Source organism: Corynebacterium sp. BD556 (assembly GCF_038452275.1).
GTDB lineage: Bacteria > Actinomycetota > Actinomycetes > Mycobacteriales > Mycobacteriaceae > Corynebacterium > Corynebacterium mayonis.
Map to the genome: position 1 here is coordinate 22460 of NZ_CP141643.1, position 18979 is coordinate 41438.

Consider the following 18979-nt stretch of genomic DNA (forward strand, 5'->3'; position numbering starts at 1 on the left):
TCTTGACCTAGGACGCTCCAAGTGGACCTGTTACGCGCCTAGAGCATCGAGCGTTTTCAGGATCCGCTTCTTCGATTCCAAGATGGCGATTTCGTGGCGCAGCCGGGTAGCTTCGTCGGCGGTTGCCGTCTGTGAAGACGACTCCTTTGGCGGCGCCACGCGGATTCGCCTACCTTCCCGTTTGCTGCGAAGAGCGGTCCGCGCGGCACGGGGCAGCTTAGTCTGGCTCATTGTCCGCACTCCTTTCATCGCCTGAGGGTTCCGCGTTTCTGGCCTTTAGTCTACGCAACGCCTGCTTCTTCGCTTCGATTTCGCGATCGAGGATCTCCGTTCCCTCGCCTTGAGCCAGGTCCATGTAGGTCCGAACCATGCCCGCGACGCTCGTGAGCCAATCCTCCCCGGACTCCGCGATTACGGAGCGTTCGCGCTTTGCCTCGTCGAGAAGAATTGAGAGATAGTTCCATCCGAACTGTTGCTGTTCCAACGACTGCCCTTGGGTTTGTTCCACGGCCCATCGCATGTTCGCCAACCACTGATCGCGTTGTCGCCAACGTTCGTTCTCTTCATCAGCTTTGGTCTTCTGGCGGAAGGTTTTGACACCGGTCCATGCCACCCAGATTGCTATGCCCGCCGGTAGTGCTGTGAGAAGTACTTCACTGACAAACTGCCCGAAAGGACTACTGAGGAAATCGTTGATCCTTGTCATGCTCTTCTCCCGCGCACCCTGGAACCAAACCCGCGTCGACCGCTCCAACTCTACTAAGCTTTTCCGAAGTAGCTGACAAGAAAAGGGGAATCTGACGTGGCACGACTGAACCTCAAGGCGATCGAGGAACGCATCACACCCCTCGCTGGGCGCGAGCACTACGACCGTGAGATCATCTTCGATCTTCTGCTCGCCTACGGCCGTTCGAAGGGCAATGTCACCCGTCTGCGCAATGGCTCCCTGAACGTCGCCACCGATCCGGAACGCGAGGTGGCGCAGAAGAACGTCGTCTACTTCCGCGAGGCGGAGGGCGAGCTCCTGCATGAGCTTGAGCAGCTGCGTGTTTCGCCCACGGTGGTGAAGTTCGGCCCGCGCTTCGTCATCGTCACCGACTACGTCGACCTCATTGCCTACGACTCGAAGACGGCGGAGAACCGTACCTTCGCGCTGCGCGAGATCGACCAACACTTCACCTTCTTCCTTCCCTGGGCAGGCATGGAAAAGGCTCAGTACACCGCGGAGTCGCATGCTGACGTCCGAGCGGCGGAGAAGATGGGCACGCTTTTCGACGAGCTCGCCAGCGCCAACCCCGGGCTCCTCGACGACCCGGCCGCCCGCCACGGCCTTAACGTCTTCTTCACGCGCCTGCTGTTCTGCTACTTCGCGGAGGACACGGGCATTTTCGCCGAGAATCAGTTCACCAATGCGGTGGGTTCGCACACGCTTGACGACGGCTCCGACACCGCCGACTTCATCAGAGATCTCTTCGCGGCCCTCGACGAGGCGGACCCGGCGAAAAAGCCCGCGCACCTGGCGGACTTCCCTTACGTCAACGGCCGGCTCTTCCGTGCGGACGCCCATCTGACGGTGCCGCGCTTTTCCGCGAAGGCCCGCGAAATGCTCATTGAGCTGGGCGCCCAGATCTGGCTGGACATTAACCCGGACATCTTCGGATCGATGTTCCAGGCCATTGTCACCCCGGGCAAGCGCTCCAACCTGGGCCAGCACTACACCTCGGTGCCCAATATCTTGAAGACGATCGAGCCGCTGTTCCTCGACGAGCTGAAGGAGGAGTTCGAGGCTGCCTTTGACAAGCCGAAGAAGCTCAAGCAGTTGCTAGACCGCATTGCGCGCATCAAGGTATTTGACCCGGCCTGTGGTTCGGGCAACTTCCTGGTCATCGCTTACAAGGAGCTGCGTCGCCTCGAGCATGCGATCTTGCAGCGTCAGTCTGAGCTGGGGGTTAACGACGCCCTGTTCAATGAATCGGCCATCAACATCGAGAATTTCTACGGCATTGAAATTGACGATTTCGCCGTCGAGGTGGCCATCTTGTCGCTGTGGATTGCCAAGCACCAGATGAACCGCGAGTTCCAGCAGCTGTTTGGCGTTGCCATCCCGTTGATCCCGCTGAAGGAGACCGGCCAGATCCGCGCCGGCAACGCTGCGCGTATCGGCTGGAATGAGGTGTGCCCGAACAACGGATCTGATGAGATTTATCTGATTGGGAACCCGCCGTACGGGGGATCGAAGAAGCAGTCCGCAGCGCAGAAGGAGGATTACGCCTTCGTATTTGGGGACCGGCCTTATAACAAGAACCTTGACTACATCGCGCTGTGGTTCATAAAGGGAACAGACTACATCGCAGGCACGAACGCCCAGCTTGCGCTGGTCTCCACCAACTCAGTTGTCCAGGGCGAGCACGTGGGTCTGATGTTCCCGATGATTTTCGACGCAGAAGTCGAGATCGGCTTTGCCTACACGTCCTTCAAGTGGGAGAACAATGCGAAGAGCAACGCGGGCGTGACCGTCGTTGTTATCGGGCTGAGGAATGAGTCCCCTGCCCCGCGGTACCTCTTCCAAGATGGAATCCGCAAAGAGGTGAGTCGCATCAACGGGTATCTTGCCGATGCGAAGAACCTTTTCGTGTGGAGGCGTCCGAAGACCGCGCTGTCTCACGGCTTTCCGGCAATGCAATTCGGCAACATGGCAATGGATGGCGGAAACCTATTACTCACGCCTCAAGAGCGAGATCGGCTGATTTCCGATGATGCACGGGTCATTCCGTACATAAGAAAGGTTCTCGGGAGTCAGGAGTTCATAAATGGAATTGATCGGTACTGTATATGGGTTAAACCGGAAGAATCTGCGGAAGCACAGAAGATTCCGGTGCTAGCAAACCGTTTTCAAAGGGTTTTCGAAATGCGTTCTTCAAGTACGGATGCTGGCACTCGTAAGAAGGCAGCGATGCCATGGTCTTTTCGGGAGCAAAAGGGCGGAAAGACCGACTCCATCATCGTCCCCAGCGTTTCCTCGGAGCGTCGCGAGTACATCCCGATTGGTTTTCTTGGCCCGGACACCGTTATTTCCAACCTTGCCTTCGCCATCTACGACGCCGAACCCTGGCTCTTCGGCCTGCTCACTTCGCGTATGCACATGGTGTGGGCGCGGGCCGTGGGCGGCAAGATGAAGACGGATTACCGCTACTCCAACACCATCGTCTACAACAATTTCCCGGTGCGGGAGCTGTCGGACGTCGAGAAGCAAAAGCTCACTGAGCTGGCACTGCGGGTGCTGGACGTGCGCGAGTACCACTGCGAGAAGACGCTCGCGCAGCTCTACGACCCCGATCTGATGCCCGCGAACCTGCGGGAGGCGCACGAGGCGGTCGACCGTTTCGTCGACGGGTTGTATTCCAAACGCCCGTACGAAACGGATGAGGACCGCTTGTCCGACCTCTTTGCTAAATATGAGGAGATGATCGCCGCAGAGGAAGCGGCGAAACCGGCAAAGCGGAAACGGAAGAAGGCTTAACATGGGCAAACACTCGCGGGAGAACCTCATCCAGGTCGAATACGCGCAGGCGGGCACGTCCGTCAGCACGAACGAACTCGGCATGCGCGAAATGCAACGCCGCGTCTACGCGCAACGCAACGCCGAATACCTGCTGATCAAGGCGCCGCCGGCCTCCGGAAAGTCCCGCGCGCTGATGTTCGTGGGGCTGGACAAGCTCTACAACCAAGACCGCACAAAGGTCATCGTGGCAGTCCCCGAACGCTCCATCGGCGGCTCCTTCGCCAACACCGAGCTGGTCAAGCACGGCTTCTTCGCGGACTGGGAGGTCGAGCCGCGCAACAACCTGTGCACCCCGGGCAGCTCCGCCAGCAAGGTCGAGCAGTTCATCCGCTTCATGCGCAGCACCGACACCACCATCGTGTGTACCCACGCCACGCTGCGCTTCGCCTTCGAAAAGCTCACCCCGGCAGACTTCAACGGCACCGTGCTCGCCATCGACGAGTTCCACCACGTCTCCGCCGACCTAGACAATAGCCGGCTCGGGGCCCTGCTCCGAGACGTCATGAGCGGCTCCGACGCCCACATCATCGCCATGACCGGCTCCTACTTCCGCGGCGACGCCATCCCCGTGCTCATGCCGGGCGACGAAGCCAAGTTCACCCCCGTCACCTTCAACTACTACGACCAGCTCAACGGCTACGAGTATCTGAAGTCCCTCGGCATCGGCCACCACTTCTACCAGGGCCGCTACACCGACACCATCGGCGAGGTGCTCGACCTGGACAAAAAGACTATCCTGCACATCCCCAACGTCAACTCCGGCGAATCCACCAAGGACAAGATCGAGGAAGTCGGGTTGATCCTGGACACCATCGGCGAGAGCGTGGGGGAGGAGGAACACACCGGGATCATCCTCGTGCGCAGGCGCGACAACGGCGAGATTCTGCGCGTAGCCGACCTCGTCGATGACACCGACCAGAAGGCGCGCGCTCGGACCCTTGCCTACCTCGTCGGCGTCGCCTCGAAAGACCCGGACGCGGTGGACATCATCATCGCGCTCGGCATGGCGAAAGAGGGCTTCGACTGGCCCTTCGCCGAGCACGCCCTGACGGTGGGGTACAGGGCATCGCTGACCGAGATCATCCAGATCATCGGGCGCGTCACCCGCGACGCCGAGGGCAAGACCCACGCGCAGTTCACCAACCTGCTTGCCGAGCCCGACGCCGCCCAGAGTGAGGTCACCGTCTCCGTAAACAACATGCTCAAGGCGATTACCGCCTCGCTGCTCATGGAGCAGGTGCTGGCGCAGAACTTCAACTTCAAGGCCAGGCAGAGTGGCGACGACACCAACGAGCCCGGTGTGCTCAAGATCGCCGGGCTCAAGGAACCCTCCACCGAGCGGGTCAAACAGATCGTCGCAACGGACCTCAACGACCTCAAAGCCAAAATCCTGCAGGACGACACCTTCGCCCGTGCGGCCGTCGGCAGCGTCGACGCGGAGACGACCAACAAGGTGCTCATCCCCAAAATCATCCGAGAGCAGTACCCGGACCTCACCGAAACAGAGGTCGAGGAGGTTCGCCAGCGCGTGGTGGTGGACTCGGTGGTCAAGTCCGGCGAAGTGCGCGAGGTTGGTGACAAGCGCTTCATCGAGATGGCGCACCAGTTTGTCAACATCGACGACCTCAACATCAACCTCATCGACAAGATCAACCCCTTCCAGCGCGCTTTCGAAATCCTCTCCAAATCCGTCACCCCCTCGGTGCTCCAGCTCATCTCCGACACCATCTACGCCACCCGCCTCGACATGTCGCTGGAAGAGGCACTCACGCTCTTCTCGCGGGTGAAGCCTTGGATGGAGGTCAACGGGCGCGAGCCCGACCGCCGCAGCGATAACACCGAAGAACGCCAGCTTGCCGACGCCCTCCTCGTCGTCCGGAAAGCCGTCACCGAGCGCCGCGCCGAGCTGGCCGCGGAACAGGCAGCCCAGCAATCCACCGAAGGAGCGCACCAGTGAGCAACGACCCCCTACTTGACCAACTCGACGCCCTCATCGCCTCCGACGCCGACGGGCTCCTGGAGACGCCTGAAAAGCCCCGGCCCGTCACCGAAGTCGACCGTCTCGTGCGCGCCTTCAAGGAGATCAACGACTTCGTCTCCGAGCACGGCCGCGAGCCTAACCCCGACACCCTCAATATCGCCGAGCGCAAACTCGGCGCGCGCCTGGTGGGGATCCGTGGCAGCGAAGACAAGATCGCTGATCTCACCGACCACGACGAGCACGGCCTGCTGACCGCAGCGCCCGCGCCCGCCTCGCTCGACGACCTCCTCGCGGGTGCCTCCGACTTGCTGGGTGCTGTCCCCGACATCTTCGACGTGTCCACCCTGCCTGCCCGCAAGAGCCCCGCCGAGGACGGCGAGCGCGCCACCCGGGTCAAAGCAGCGGACTTCGCCGTGTTCGAGGGACACTTCAAGGCCAAACACCAGGAGCTAGCCGAAGAGACGTGGAAGCTCACCCCCTTTGTCGGCGAAAGCAGCATCCGGGAGGGGAGATTCTTCCTGGTCAGCGGCCTGCTCTGTTTCGTCGCCGAGGTCCACGAGCCAAACGCTGAGCGCGGAGAGAACAAGCCGCGCCTGCGCGTGATCTTTGAAAACGGCACCGAATCCTCCATGTACCGCGAGTCCCTAGCCAACCGGCTCTACGAAACCGGCGGGCAGGCCCTGACCCGGGCGACCATGACCGCGTCCGAGATCGGCGACGCCGACGAGGAAACCGGTTACCTCTACGTCCTTCGTTCGCTCAGCGATCACCCCGACGTGCGCTCGCTGCAAGACCTCTATAAGATCGGTTTCTCGCGCGGGCCGGTGGAAAAGCGCATCGCGGGCGCGGAAAAGAGCCCGACCTACCTCATGGCGCCCGTCGAGATCATTGCCACCTACCGGGCCTACAACCTGCGACCGTCTGCGCTTGAACACCTGCTGCACCGCGTGTTCGCTGCAGTGCGATTGGATGCGTCGATAGTCGATGCCGTAGGCGGATCCGTGGCCGCGACCGAATGGTTCGTCGTGCCGCTGCCGGTCATCGACCGCGCCATCGAGCTCATCATGTCCGGGGAGATCGTCGGGTACGTGTATGACCCGGTGGTGGGGGAGTTAGTGGTACGTCCCGCATGACGGAGATCAACGAAACCCAAGGAGGAGCAGTGACGGCATCACGCGGATACGCAGTGGTGGACCTCGAGACCACTGGTTTCGGGCACACCGACCGGATCATCGAGATTGGGGTCGTGCTTCTGAACATGGACCTCGAGGTAGAAGGTGTTTGGGATACCCTCATCCAGCCGAACCGGGACATACCGAACTCGCACGTCCATAAGGTCACGGCTTCACAGCTCGTCCATGCCCCCGTCTTCGCCGACGTCGCGCCCTACCTTGCGGGTCTTCTTGCCGGGAGAGTACTGGTTGCCCACAACGCGACCTTTGAAAACCGCTTCCTCACCCGGGAATTCGAGTCCGCAGGCGTTGAGACAAACCTGCGCGACATTGAGTGGCTCGACACCATGAGGCTGTCGCAGCACTACCTAGGTACCTCTAAGCTTGCAGATTCGGTCGCGGCCGCACGAGTCGAGAACCCCCGCGCGCATTCCGCGCTCTCGGACGCGCGGGCTACAGCGGACCTCCTCCGGGTTCTTGCGCGCTCTCGCGGAGCTGCACTACCTCGGCTGAAGTCCTTCGCGGCGCGGCCGGTACAAGCAGAAACGCCGGGCGCCATCTCTCGTCATCGCGACACCCCGCAGATTTCGCAGGAGCAGCACTGGCTTGCTCGGCTCGCTGAATCCCTTCCAGCCTCGGGCGCTGGAGGGTCGGAACGGTACCGCCGCGCGTTGGCCGCCAGCCTGGTCGACCACGCCCTTTCCGCCTCCGAAATCAAACAGCTTGGCGACATTGCATTCATCGACGGCCTTTCCATCGATGACATCAACCAGACGCACGAGGAATTCATTCGTCAACTCGCTGTGGAGGCGTGGCTCGACGGAGTCGTCACCGACGCCGAACGCAACCTCCTAACCCAACTCGCTGATGACCTCGGGGTATCACCCGAACTTGTCGCTGCCCTCCTGGCAGAACCCGTCGAGGGAAACTCATCCAGGAGCTTCGTTCTTAGCGGAGGTGACCGTATTGCGTTTGCCGGCTCCCTGGATCTGCCGCGCGAAGAATGGGAGCGCCGGGCAACCAGGGCGGGGCTCGTGCCCGGAGGAGTTACGAAGCAGACCGTCGTTGTCGTGGCGGCGAATCCTGATTCCATGAGCGGCAAAGTGGCGCGGGCGCGCGAGCTCATGATCCCGATCGTCAGCGAACAAAGCTTCGCGCGGCTCGTCTCTCAGCTCGAGCCGCGCTCTACCTGGAAGGCACCGGTTGAAGATATCGGCTTGCCCAGCGAAGACACCACCCCGGGAGGTTTCGCCGGCGGTGACGTCGATGGGCGTTTTGCGTGGGTCAGCCAGGTCGGTGTTGGCGGCGACCCGGGCGCATTGACCGCCGAGACCATCGCTGCGCTGTGGATCGAACACAAAGCCGCAGAACCCCTGTACCGTGTGTCACCGGTGCTCGGCCCGCGCTACGCGATAGACTTTTCGCGCTCGAGCAGCGAGCGAATCGCCGCGCAGTGGAGCCTTCGCTTCGAGCGCATGCTCGATGCCACCGTCCACGACTTGATGGATATTCCAGGCGTGGGGGCGAAGCGGCTCCAGCGCCTCGTCGAAGCGGTGGTGCTCGCTGCTATCGACGAAGACGGCACGGCCGATACGGCTCACGAGGAGCCGGATGGTTTCCTCGATACCGACATCTACGCCGCGGACGATTCCGTGGAGGAACCGCTAGACGAGATCGAGGTCGTCAAGGGATGGGCCGCGCTCACCGGGTCGCCCTTCCCCGGTAGCGGTGAAGAAAGTATATCCACCCTGATCAAGGCCTGCCTCCACGAGCTTGTCGACATCTGCATCCACGACGAGCGCTCCCTTGCGATCGCCTCCCGGCGGTGGCTAGGCGAGGCCACCCTCGATGAGCTTGGCGCCCAGTTCGGCGTCACGAGAGAGCGGATCAGGCAGATTGAGAAGCAGCTGCGAAACGTTTTCGATACGAAGTCGCAGTTGAGCGCGGAAACCTCAGCGCTTCTGGCCGAGCGTCTCGGCCCACTCGTGCAGGTGTCGGCGGCCCAGGAAGAGCTGCCGGCCCTCTGGCAGGACAACCCGATCCTCGAGCGCTCCGCAGAGGAGTACTTCCGCTGTATGTTCAAAGCCTGGTAACGCGACGAGACCTGGCTGAGCGCCCCCGGGTTCTCGGCTACCGCCGACGAAGTTCTCGCAGAATACTCGAACGCCTACAACGTTTTCAGCCCTGCGGATGCCGCCGCAAAACTGAGCGTTGATGAGAAAGCTTTCCGCGCGTGGTTGGCAGAGAAGCCTGGCTACATTGACTTACCCGGCGGAGCAATGGTGCTGGCCCGGAGCCACCAGGACCGTGCTGCGGCAGTGCTCTCCGTGACCGGCGAGCCCATGACTGTCGACGAGATCGCCGAGGCGCTCCAGATGGAGGGAAACGTCAGGTCCATGGCGAACCAGCTCGCCGTGGACAGTAGGATCTCGCGGGTTGCGAACTCGACCTATGCCCTCGCCGAATGGGGTCTGGAAGATTTCAGCACTATCGCAGGGTGGATTGGCCGACGGGTCGACGAATCTGAGACAGGGTCCGTCGCCTTGAGTGACCTCATCGCAGAGGCAGAGCGGCTGCGCATCAGCGAATCCTCTGTACGGGCCTACGCGGCTTCGTCCGACTTCTCGCTTTCAGATGGCGTCGTCACGCGGGCGGAGGAAAGTGAAGCGGCGATCGAGGACGAGCCGGAGGATTCCAAGCACCTCTACTTCCGCGACGGTGCCTGGCACCTCCTGGTGACGGTGACTCCCGATCACCTCCGAGGCTCCGGCTTCCAAGTCCCCCGCGGCGTGGCGGGTTTATACAAGGTTGGCGTCAATGACTCGGTGGCTGTTCCGAGCCGCCTCGGGGAGCAGTACGTGCGAGTAAACCGGCTCAAGCAAATCTCGACCTCGACCATCAAGCGCTTTCTTGACTCACTCCACACCACCGCCGGTGAGCGCGTCTGGCTGCGCTACGGGGATGAGTTCGACGTGCTGCCGGCCCTGCCTTTCGATGACTCACTGCAGGGGCTGGGGCTGCTCCTGTCCACGATGGGACTCGACCCGGAACTTGCTGCTACACCGGACAAAGCGCAAGAGGCAATCAACGTTGCCCTAGGCCTCGACCCGGGCGCGCCCCGCCGACTCAGCACCGCGATCTTCGGTCACCGGCGCCAGGATGACCTGGCTGATATCCTGCGCGGGCTGTAGGTGGGCCTGCGCGGTTAGCAACCAAAGGTCAAAAGGAAAAGGGCAAAAATCCACCGTTTCGCGAGTTTCCGGTGGATTCTTGCCTTTTAGTTCTTACCCTGCAGTTCTCACCCCAGAGCCCTTACCCCCTCGGGTACACCCCGTCGGCCCCGAGCCGCGCGTCCGCATCCAAAAGCAGCGCAATCTCGCCGTCGTGGACGTTGCCCTCAGCAAAGCGACGGTTTTCCACCTGGGTGAAAAGTTCCCGCTTGCCGGTCATACCGGCTTCAAGCCAGCCGGTACCGGCGCGCAAACGGGCGGTGGCGCGTTGCCGCCACTGCTCAACGTCCGCCCCTGAGGCAGCCAGTGCCGCTTCGAACACACTCGGGTGGGCGAGGACAACCAGGGCGCCGACGTGGCCGAAGCCCAGGGAGGTCAGTGCGGCGGCCTTCACCGCGCCTTCGCCCAGGTCCAAGGGAGCACGCAGCCACACCAGATTGCGGGCCTTCGCTCCCACTGCCGGATCGACGCAATCAAGGGAGGCGTTGGCGGGCAGGGAGCCGGTGGAAAGGACGTCGATAAGCCCGCCGATCTGGAACAGCGCGGCGCCCGCCTTGGCATGGCCGGTAAGTGTCTTTTGCGAAATGACGTACATCGGAGCGCGCACGTCGCGTCCGATGGCGGGCCACAGGATGGAGTGCAGCTCGGACTCGTTCGGGTCGTTGGCGTTGGTGGAGGTGTCATGCTTGGACAGGACGGTGACATCATCAGGCGTCAAGCCCAGCGCCGCCAGCGAACGCGCCAGACGCGACGTCGCCCCACCGCGTGCGGCACCGAGAACACCCAGGCCAGGTGCCGGGATGGACGTGTGCGCGCCATCGCCGAAGGAAGACGCATAAGCGATCACCGCACGCACAGCAAGCCCCAGCTTCGCCGCCACTGATCCACGGGTGACCAGCACCGTTCCACCGCCCTCGGCTTCCAGGAAGCCACCGCGGCGACGGTCATTGGCCCGCGAGATGAAGCGGTCCGCAATACCCTTGTCGCGCATCGTCTCGGTTGCCGCGGTCGCGTTCATCTGGCCGAAGCCCTCCAGGGATTCGACCTGGACGTCATCGATGCCGCCGGCGACGACGAAATCCGCCTTGCCCACCGCAATCTTGTCCACAGCCTCCTCAATCGACACCGCGGCGGTCGCACAAGCACCTACCGGGTGGATCATCGAGCCGTAGCCACCCACAAGTGACTGCATCGTGTGCGCCGCCACCACGTTCGGCAGAGCCTCCTGCAGGATGTCGGATTGGCGTTCCTCGCCAAGCAAGCGGGAGACAAAGACCTTGTGCAAAGACTCCATGCCACCGATACCGGTGCCCTGCGTGGAGGCGACGTCGACGGGGTGGACGGCCTGCATCAGCTCCGCCGGGGTAAAACCAGCGGTGATGAAGGCGTCGACCGCGGTGACTAGGTTCCACACGGCGATGCGGTCCATGTTGTCCACCATCTGCGCCGGGATACCCCAGGCGGCCGGATCGAAGTTGTCCGGCATCTGGCCCGCCACGGTGCGCGAGAGAGTCGCCTTGCGCGGCACACGGGCGGTCGCGCCGGCGAGGCGGGTGACGGTCCATTCGCCGTCGATAAGCTCAACGCGCGTCTTGGCGGGGTCGGCGACCTCCATGTCGCGTGCGATGGCCTCGCTTTCCACAGTGAAGGTGATGTCGCGGTCGAGGAAGACCTCAGCCAAATCGATCGAACCGCGGTCAGTGAGGAAATACTTATCTGTCAGCTCACGCACACCGGCGCGGGCCACAACCTCGTCACGGAAGCGCTCGTAGATGTCAGCCTCGTCGATCGCGGTGCCTTCAGCGTCGTACCAGCCTGGGTTCGGGTCCTCGGCCCACCGCACCAGACCGGTCATCCACGCCAACTCCAAAACGCCCGCGGCGGTGAGATCCACCGTGCCGTCGCGCTGGATGCCGTACTCCGCCTCACGGCGGGTGCGTCCCGAGCCCCAGGAAGAAACCTCACCAACACCAACGACCACGATCATGTCCTCAAGATCGCAGGTGACCTCGCCCACCTCCACCGCAGCCGGCTGGGCCGGGTTGGCCAGGTTCGGCAGGGCCTTGATCGCGCCCTCGCGCACCGAAGTGTCGTTGGTCGCCGCAGTGATCTCGGCGTTGCGGGCCAACTCAGCGATGGACACGCCAGCGGAATCTAGCCCCCCGGTCAGATCCAGATCGAGCGGCGCCTTTCCGGCCTTTTCGCGGGAGGCGCGCGAGGCCAGACCCATAAGTTTGGAGGAGATCTCCTCCGGGCTCCACACGTGGATGCCAGCCTTTTTCGCCGCTGGGATGAGCACGTCATTGCCGCCCATCAGAGCGGTGCCGGCGACCCAACCGATGCGGGCCTGGGCCAGGGTGACGCCTTCGGGCCAGCCGGTTTCGGCGGACCACTTGTTCACAATTGCGTCAAGGGCGGCCTTGACCTCGCCGTAGGCACCATCACCCCCGAAGGTGCCGCGGTTTGGTGAGCCCGGCAGAACCACGTGGGTGCGTGTCGACGGGAAGTCGTCGCTGTTTTGCGCCAACGTGGACAGCCCGGCGATGGTGCGCTCCACAGACCACAGCAGCAGGCGGGCTTGGGTTTCGGCGTTGCCGCCGACCTCAGCCAGCGAGCCGGAGACACCCGGTGCGGCGAAAGGAAACGCCAGAGCGGGGGTCATGGCGGGCTTAGTTACGCGGATCTCATTGCCTACCGTTTCGCGCTGCTCGGAGCCGATCCAGTCGATCACCGCGTCGATATCGCGGTAGCTGGACAAATTCGCGGGCACAAGCCAGAGTGCGGCGCCGGCGGAAGCATGATCGCGGTAGAGCGTGCGCGCAAATTCCTTGCGGGCTTGGTTGACACGCGAGGCAGTCATGATGACCGTGGCACCGCCGGCGAGCAGGCGCTCGACAAGCGCGGCGGCAATGGAACCGGGGGCGGCACCCGTCACTAGGGCGACTTCACCGGCGTATTCCAGCTCCGGGGTCTCAAGGGCGACGCGGGCGATTTCAGCCAGCGGACCGTCGAAACCGTTGTCGGCGTACCACTGCGCCTGCTCGGCGACAGTTTGACCCGTGCCGGCGAAGCGAGCGATATCCATATCAACCTCGCCGAGCGCCACGCGGGCGAGGTCTTCGCGGGCTTGGGCCCAGCGGTCGTCGAAAAGCACTGCCTGGCGCGCGTCAAAAATCGGAGTGACCTGCTGCACCCAGCCGGAGCCGAGCTCGGCCTCAATGGTGTCGATGACGGTGCTATCCGGCACCTCGACCTCGGGGTGGACCTCCTCAATGCCCAGTTTGTTGAGCAGCGTGCGCGCCGTTGCAACCAGGGTGTCAGTCACTTCGTCTCTGTAGGCGTCTAGGGCCGCGGAATCAACCACTCCGCCGCTTGCAGCCACGCTGGTGCCCTTGGACACCGCCACACCATGGCGGGCGGCGACGGCTTCGACGGCGGCGTCGACAAGCGCGTTCGCGTCAGACTTGGAAGAAACACCCGGCAGCGTGTTCAAGCTGCCGCCGCGCACAGACTCCTCAGCGCGCGTGCCCAACAGGATCTCCGCCTCCACGTGCGGGATCCACGTGGCGGGCAAACCCCACCCAGACGAGACGGCCTCGCCCACGAAAGCGGGCTTGACGCCGGCGGCGCCCAACAACTGGCGCAGACGCGAAGTGACTGCCTCGCCCAGGACCGTGCCGAAGGGAAAGTAGCCTGGGGCGACCTGGTTGACGCGCTCGCGCAAGGTAGCCACGTCCGCCTCGGCGGCGCCGTCGATGGCGGGCACCCCGAGTTCAGCAGACATATCCATGAGCAACTGGTTGCGCCGGGAGGACACACCGCCGGTGAGCTCCTCGATGGTGTCGCTATCGTTGATCTGCCCCAAGTTGATCTTGTTCTGGAAAGCGAAAAGCACCATGATCGCGTCTGAGGCGCTGAAGGGCAGATCCGTGGCGAGGGAGCCGCCGGAAGCCGCAGCAGGAGTGGGGGCGGTTGCCTTCTGAATCTCCGGGGCCGTCTCGACAGGAGCGGTTGGGGCCGGCGCTTCATCTGCGGGCCCCTCCTCGATTTCCGGTTCCGGGGCGGCGACGGTGTCAGCGAGCATGACACGGTCCTGGTCGGCCTCCACGTTGAACACCGGGATGCGCCGGCCCACAACATCCATCTCGCGCTTAGCCAGGTTCGTCAGCGTCGGCGAGGACGCAAGGCCCACCTCGATGATCTGCTCTACGCGCCCAATGAGCAGGTCTTGGGTTTCAATCCAGCGCACCGGGGAAGCGAATTGCCAGGCCAACAGCTCAATGAGCAAAATGCGCGCCAAGGTGTTGCGGTCGGTATTGTCCACCGTCACCCCGGACAAGCGCTCGGAGGGCACCTCAGCGGCAACCGCGTCAATGAAGTCTTGGGTCAGCTCGAAAGGACGGGCCACCAGGTTCGGCACGTAGCGGCCCACTAGAGTGTCCACGTCGATCACGGCGGGCAAAAGCTCATCGAGCTTCTCGGCGAAGGCGGGGACACCGTCGCGCAAAACACGGGAGTGGAAGGGCACATCGATGCCCGGAACCTGCACGTAGGCGCGCTCCCGAATCGAGTTGGCGGCGGCGGACAAAGCGGCCAGGCCCTTTTTTGTACCGGCCACGGAGTACTGCTGGCCGGAGATGTTGTAGTTCACAATCTCCAAGAACTCACCGGAGTTAACGGCAACTCGGGAGACAAAATCCTCGACCTCGTCGGGCCCCACACCAATCATATTGGGCCGAAGCGCGCCCATGCCGTAGTCCGAGTTGCCCTCCGCGTCGCGTGGGACGAGCGATCCCATGGCGGAGCCGCGCGAGTAGACGATGTCGATGACCGCTTCGAGGTCGAAGATGTTGGCTAGGGAGGCCAGGGCTGTGTACTCGCCCAAGGAGTGCCCGGCGTACATGGCGCCTTCGCCTAAGGCACCAGCGACACGTAGGCGCTGCGTTTGGGCGTAGGCGACCACAGCCAGCGCCACCTGCGTGAACTGGGTCAAGTGCAACACTCCACCCGGGTGCTTGAACTCGGTGCCGCGCACCGTGATCGAGGTGGGGTTCTCGTCGATGATGCGCTGGATGGAAAAGCCAAGGTTGGCGCGGGTATGGCGGTCTGCGCGACGCCACATTTCGCGGGCGGCGGGGCAGGCATCGCGGTCAGCCTTACCCATCCCCTCGGCTTGGACGCCCTGGCCGGGGTAGACATAGGCGGTGGCCGGCTGCGCCAGCAGCGCCTGGCCGCGCGAGACCACGTCGCCACCGATGCGGCAGGTCACCTCCAAAGCGGGGCGGATGCCCACGCGCGCAACACGCTCGACGGTGATCTCTACCTCGTCGTCGAGCTGCACCATGCCGTACATCGAGTAGGTCCAGCCTGTGACCTCACCATGGCGCCCGGCGAGGTGTTGGGCAGTGGCGGAAAGCCACATACCGTGCACCAGTGGGGCCTTCAACCCCACCAGGCCGGAGGCGTTGAAGGAAGTGTGGATCGGGTTGTAATCGCCCGATACCAGCGCAAATGGGGTCATATCGTGTGGTGCGGTGACCGTGGCGCGGTCGACGAAGGAGCGCGGAGTGGCTTCCACCGCATTGGCTTCTGCGGCGCCGCCGTAGGAGGGGGCCGCACTCGGCGCGGTGGTCACGGTGGCGCGGCCGCGGATGGCGAAGCGGTGCATCTGGGTGGCCACCACTTCACCTGCGGAGGTCAGCTCAAGCTCCACGGTGACGATGCGCCCGGAGACGGACTCCTCGATCGCCGAGCAGCGCGAGGTTACCTCGATGGTGCGTCCGTCTGCAAGCTCGTGCAAATCGGCGCGCAGGTCGATGACGTGGTCGAGGTGGACCGCGTTGAGTAGGCCTTCGATGACGGGGAAGCCGTCGCTAAGCTGTCCGGAGCCCAGCGCGGTGTAAATGGCCGGCCAGCACGGCCCGACGAGCACGTCCGGGGTGCCGGTTTTCACTTCGGAGCCCAGTGCCGCTCCGGTCACCGCGGTGTGCGCGGCAAGCAGCGAGGCGGGGAAGGTGAAGGAAGCCTTGGCCACGCCGAACGGGGCGTCGTCCGACTGGGAGCCCTCGATGATCCTCGGCATTGCGGTGATCTCGTCGCCGGCCTCCGACGTCGAGCCCACACCGGCTAGGCCGGCGAGCAGGTCGAACACGGCTTTGGGCAGGCGCTCGTCGGAGACCACGGGGGAGGCGCCGGTGGACACCCCTGCCGGCAAGTCAAGCGGGATGATCACGTCGCGTACGTAGAAGGGGCGTTGCTCTTCCGGCAGATCATCCCAGTAAGAGTCGGTGTTGATGCGGATGGACCACTCGCCGTTGTCCTCGACAATGTCGTAAGCCTCCGGCGACATGGCGTAGGCCGGGTTTTCCATCAGGTGGCCGTGCCAGACAAGGGTGGGTGCGGCGCGCAGGAAATCTTCTACACTCGCCGCGTCGTTTAAGCGGCAGTAGAGGTCAACTGGGGTTGCACCGGCGTGAAGCAGCGACTGTGTTGCGGCTTCCTCGAAGCGGGCGAGCAGTTCGGCGACAGGCTCGTTTTTCTTCGTGATGCCAGCAACGGCCACAGGGCCGGGGATGATGCGGACTTCATCGGCGGTGTAACGCTCGTCCTGAGCCTGCCACAGGGTGTCTTTGCCGAACCAGGTTTTCAGGTCACCGTCGATGGCCGGCACCCATGGCATGGGCTTCGGGTAGGCGTAGTGCAGTCCGATCCACCATGCGGCATCGCGCGGGGAGACCTTGATGTCGCGGGCGACGGGATAGACCGCAAGCAGCTTGTCGACGGCTTCCCGCGGGTCAATCTCCTCACCCTGTGGGAAGATTGTTTCGATCTCGCCGTGGTCGGCCTCGTTCAAACGGGCCTCGATGCGGTGCAGCAAGGAGATAAAACGTGCGTCCCAGGAGGCGTCGACGAAGGGGTAGGCCAAATCCACGAAGCGCTCGACCCACTCAGCGTAAGTCATCTCCTCGACCTCACCGAAGAAAGGCTTTGAGGTTTTCGACAGGGCTTCGATGATCTCGTCGCGGCGCGCATCGTAATCCTCGATGGGCATGCTGGTGATCAACCGTGACGCTTTGGCGAAGGAATTGTCCAAGTCGTGGATGTCTGCGAGGAGGTGGCTTTGCGAGGACGCCACCCCATTTCGGCCGGTTCCGCGCGAGACCCATCCGCCGTTTTCTTCGGGAGTCAGACCGGCAGTGCTAACCAGCAGGTCCTTGACTGAATCGGTGGCCTTCGCCTCTTTCGTGGCCATGGCCACGGTGCCGATAAACACGGCGTCAACGGGCATCAGGGGCAGTTCCCAGCGCGTCGCCCAATCACCATTGATCAGTTCGGCCGCGCGCTGTGGCGAATACACGCCGCCGCCGACGGCAAGGATCGCGTTGTCGTGCTCGCGGACCTCCCCGTAGGTGTCCATTAGCAGATCATCCAGGTCCACCCAGGAGTGGTGGCCGCCCGCGTGGCCGTCTTCCACCATCACAATCACCGGCACATCCGGGTTGGCGGCGGCGATCTTCAGCGCGTCGCGCACCTGCTTGGACGTGCCCGGCTTGAAAGCAATGTAGGGGAAACCCTCCGCGCGCAAGGTGGCGAGAAGCTCGCTAGCTTCTTCAACCTCGGGAATGCCGGCGGAGATGCACACACCGTTGAAGGGGGCACCAGCCGCACGTGCCTTAGGCACCATGCGGGTCTGGCCGAATTGTAAATTCCACAGGAAGCGGTCAAAGAACATGGTGTTGAACTGCGCCGTGCGGCCCGGCTCAAGGTGCTCAACAAGTGTGTCCTTGTGGGCGGTGAAAACATCTTCCGAATACATGCCGCCACCGGCGAGCTCCGTCCAATAGCCGGCGTTGGCGGCTGCGGCGACGATCTCGCCGTCGGCTGAAGTCGGTGTCATCCCGCCGAGAATGATCGGGGACAGGCCAGTCAGGGTGGAAAAACGAGTCTGGGTGTACGTTTTGCCGTCCGGCAGACGCACCAGCCGCGGCGCGTAACGGGAGTAGTCGGCGGCCTGGGGAAGTGTCTTGCCCGGCACGGAAAGGTCGTCGCGCTTCTTGGCCGAGTCAACCGTGACTACTGCTACTGCGGAACCCGCAGTGAGCGTGTTGGTGATGGTGCTGACAGATTTGTCGAGGCTGAGAATGTGGCTGACACCCGCATCGAGCAAATCACGCACCTGCGCCGGCCAGTCATGAACATCAACAAGGATGGCTTGCGCCAACTCACGCGGAGTTGTATCCCCAAGGTCAATACCGCAAGTCTCGGCCCACTCAACAGCAAGTTCGACGCCCGCGGCGTTAGCGGCGCTGTGGAAGGGGTAGGCGACGGGGAGGTCGTCGAAAAGCGGGGTGAGTTCGGACCCGCCGAACGCACCAGCTTCAAGCTTGGAGTTATAAGCCTCAGCGGCGGCCGCAATGCGTTCACGCGCAGCAGCGAGTTTCTGCGGCTCACCCGCTAACACGACGTGGCGCGGCCCGTTGACTACGGACACCAGCTCCCCAGCGTGCTTTTCCACTTCCCCCCGGCGCAGACCCCGCACACTGAGCATGCGGGACCCTGAATCGCTCGCGCCGTGCGTTGTGGAGGCAGCAGCTCCCAAAATTATGGCGAAGGCCAGGGCATGCACCGGGTTATGCACCGCGGCAACACCTAGGGCGCCCTGGGAGTGGCCCGCCAGCTTCGCTGTGTCCACGGCAAGCCCCAAATCTCGAAGCTGCTGAACCGCGGCGAGCTGGGCCAGGACAATGCCCGGCACGCTAACCGCCGGGTGGGAGTCAACGTCTGCGGCCTCGGTGCTTTGGTCTGGGTCCATCACGGCGCGCAGACGTTCGGTGACCCCCGGCACAGCCGAAGCAAGCGGTCGGGCGACCGGGCCTGTCAACGTGCGCGCGGAAGAAAGCAGCTCGTTTAAGCGTGAGTGGATCCGGGGGCTTGAGGTGGCATCGGCAAGGGCGAGCTGCCAATTGGTTCCCTGCCCCTGGAATATCACGGCAGGCGAAGTCAGCGAAAGCAAAGGGGTGAGAGTCATGAAAGT

8 protein-coding genes are annotated in these 18979 nt (G+C 63.2%); 5 read left to right on the top strand and 3 right to left on the bottom strand.

What is annotated here, in order from left to right:
- Window positions 1–30: 30 nt before the first annotated feature.
- Window positions 31–231 (bottom strand): hypothetical protein, encoded by a 201-nt coding sequence (locus VLL26_RS00135; RefSeq protein WP_342319138.1) that lies wholly within the window; start codon window positions 229–231, stop codon window positions 31–33.
- Window positions 218–706: a hypothetical protein gene (locus VLL26_RS00140; protein WP_342319139.1), complete on the bottom strand. Its 489-nt coding sequence runs from the start codon at window positions 704–706 to the stop codon at window positions 218–220. The genes VLL26_RS00135 and VLL26_RS00140 overlap by 14 nt, the downstream gene beginning before the upstream one ends.
- Before the next feature lie 96 nt (window positions 707–802).
- Here VLL26_RS00140 and VLL26_RS00145 point away from each other — a divergent pair, with 96 nt between their 5' ends.
- From VLL26_RS00145 to VLL26_RS00165, 5 genes are all read left to right on the top strand, one after another.
- Entirely contained in the window at window positions 803–3520 is a 2718-nt protein-coding gene (locus tag VLL26_RS00145; protein ID WP_342319140.1) for a DNA methyltransferase, read from the top strand.
- Window position 3521: 1 nt separating this feature from the next.
- On the top strand, window positions 3522–5519 hold the full coding sequence (locus tag VLL26_RS00150) for a DEAD/DEAH box helicase (RefSeq protein ID WP_342319141.1): 1998 nt from the start codon (window positions 3522–3524) through the stop codon (window positions 5517–5519).
- Window positions 5516–6676, top strand: a complete 1161-nt coding sequence (locus VLL26_RS00155; RefSeq protein WP_342319142.1) for a GIY-YIG nuclease family protein — start codon at window positions 5516–5518, stop codon at window positions 6674–6676. The genes VLL26_RS00150 and VLL26_RS00155 overlap by 4 nt, the downstream gene beginning before the upstream one ends.
- A 29-nt stretch (window positions 6677–6705) precedes the next feature.
- Window positions 6706–8808 carry an exonuclease domain-containing protein gene (locus VLL26_RS00160; RefSeq protein ID WP_342319143.1) on the top strand — a complete coding sequence of 701 codons (2103 nt, stop codon included), beginning with the start codon at window positions 6706–6708 and terminating at the stop codon, window positions 8806–8808.
- Window positions 8809–8952: 144 nt separating this feature from the next.
- On the top strand, window positions 8953–9906 hold the full coding sequence (locus VLL26_RS00165) for a hypothetical protein (RefSeq protein ID WP_342319144.1): 954 nt from the start codon (window positions 8953–8955) through the stop codon (window positions 9904–9906).
- Window positions 9907–10027: 121 nt separating this feature from the next.
- Here the strand turns inward: VLL26_RS00165 and VLL26_RS00170 are convergent, their stop codons facing one another.
- Entirely contained in the window at window positions 10028–18973 is an 8946-nt protein-coding gene (locus VLL26_RS00170; protein WP_342319145.1) for a fatty acid synthase subunit beta domain-containing protein, read from the bottom strand.
- Window positions 18974–18979: the final 6 nt, after the last annotated feature.